Annotated in this window: 2 protein-coding genes and 1 pseudogene; all 3 read right to left on the bottom strand. The window is 45.6% G+C overall.

All coding sequences use genetic code 11. The features are described 5' to 3' along the window. Window positions 1-195, bottom strand: a pseudogene (locus AC1WIP_RS15175) (hypothetical protein); the annotation flags it as partial. A gap of 141 nt (window positions 196-336) precedes the next feature. Then, window positions 337-1206: a carbohydrate ABC transporter permease gene (locus AC1WIP_RS15170; RefSeq protein ID WP_481142615.1), complete on the bottom strand. Its 870-nt coding sequence runs from the start codon at window positions 1204-1206 to the stop codon at window positions 337-339. Window positions 1207-1222: 16 nt separating this feature from the next. Continuing rightward, window positions 1223-1976, bottom strand: a 754-nt coding sequence (locus tag AC1WIP_RS15165; protein WP_481142614.1) for an ABC transporter permease, incomplete at its 5' end; no start/stop codon positions are given.

The raw sequence follows: 1976 nt of genomic DNA, 5'->3' as shown, positions 1-1976 counted from the left end.
GTCCCATACAATCTGTGTAATCTCAACCAGCTCCTGAGGCTCTTCCTGTTCCGTCCCCTCCTGTGACTGGGTCTGCTGCGAGCCGGAGCCCTGGGCGGTATCCGCTTTCTGTCCGGCCTGGTTATCTGCACAGCCGCACAGAGCTGTCAGCACAAATGTGCCGCACAAAAGTAATGACAACATTTTCTTTTTCATACGCTTCTCCTTTTATTGTGACAAGTTTTTTTGTGTTCGCTTTCCCTTTTTACATCAATCAAGCCCTCCAAGCTTCAAAGCTTTTCCTTTCCAGCCTCCTTTCCTTTCATTTTAATTTCCATCGTGCGATTTTTCACACGATCACCCTTTTACAGCTCCCACTGTGACCCCTTTTACAAAGTAGCGCTGCATAAAGGGATACACACAGATAATGGGCAGTACCGCCAGCACCACTGTGGCGCCTTTTAAATTTTCCGGAATAATGCTGGCATCCACACCGGCAGCCGGATCAAGCGCGTCGGAAAACATACTCAGAACCTGATACAGCTTTACCTGAAGAGTCAGTCTCTTCTGATCCTGAATATACAATAATGCATTAAAAAAGGTATTCCAATAAGCCACGGAATAGAAAACTGTCAAGGTGGCCAACGCAGGCTTTGCAAGAGGAAGAAATATCCTGTAAAAGGTCTTGAAATTGGAGCAGCCATCTGCTCTCGCCGCCTCCTCCAGCTCCACGGGAAGCCCCCGGAAATAATTGATCATAATGATCAGCAAAAAGGTATCCACCAGATTGGGAAGGATCAAAGACCACATACTATTAAACAATCCTAGTCCCCGTATCACCATGTAAGTGGGAATAATCCCCCCGTTAAAGTACATGGTAAAGACAATGAGCCGCATGATAAGCCCAGAGCCCCTTAAATGGTTGCGGGAAAGGGGGTAAGCGGCCACCACCGTCACAATCAGACTGCTGAGCACGCCAAACACCGTGATCCTCACCGTAAAGAAAAAGGAATTTATAATGGAGCTGTCCTGAAATAATCTGTCATAAGCTGCAGTGGTAAATTCCACCGGGAACAGCAGCACCCTTCCCTCTATAATAGCGGAGGAATTGGAAAGAGAAAGGGATATAATATAAATGACCGGGTACAAAAACATGGCGCTTAATATTACCATCAAAATTGTATTTACTATCTCAAAGCCCTTTGTGTTTTTTCTGCGGGAACCCATAACATCCTCTCCTTTCTCACCGTTTCTGTTTTTTGGCGGCGCCTTTGTTTATTTTCTTTACCTTCATGGCGAACAATCCCTGTTCTCCTAAAAGCTTTGCAATCTTATCAGAGCCTATGACCAGTACAAAGTTGATAACGGACTGGAACATGCCCGCTGCTGTGGTCATAGCGTATTGTCCCTTTGAAATACCCATGGTGTAAATATAAGTGCTCAGAACAGTGGACATATCGCTTACCATACTGTTTCCCATCAGGTAGGGCTTGTCAAAGCCAATGGTCATAATTTTTCCGATCTCCAATATGAGAATGGTGACAATGGTGCTGCGGATGCCGGGGAGGGTTACATGCCAGATTCGTTTAAACCTTCCCGCTCCATCAATTTCCGCCGCCTCATACAGCTCCTGGTCAATTCCAGAAAGTGCGGAGAGATAGAGGATGGCCTGCCACCCCGTCTCCTTCCAGATGCTGGAAAACACATAGATGAAAAGCCATGATCCCTTCTCCGTCAGAAAATTCTGCTGTGCAAATCCCAAATTTTTTAAAAGAATGTTGATCACTCCCGTATTCTGGGCGGTGAGCGCCACGATAATGCCGTAAAAAATGACCCAGGAGATAAAATGGGGCAAATAAGAAATAGACTGCACCACCCGCTTAAATTTGGAATTCTTCACTTCATTTAAAAGCAGCGCAAATATAATAGGAACGGGAAAGCCGATCAACAGGGAAATCAGGTTTAAAAACAGGGTATTTCTGATGGCCAGCCAGAAC

The sequence above is a fragment of the Acetatifactor sp. genome (genome assembly GCF_982438285.1).
Note: the sequence above shows the minus strand (reverse complement) of the source record. Positions and strands in the feature narration are given on the sequence as shown.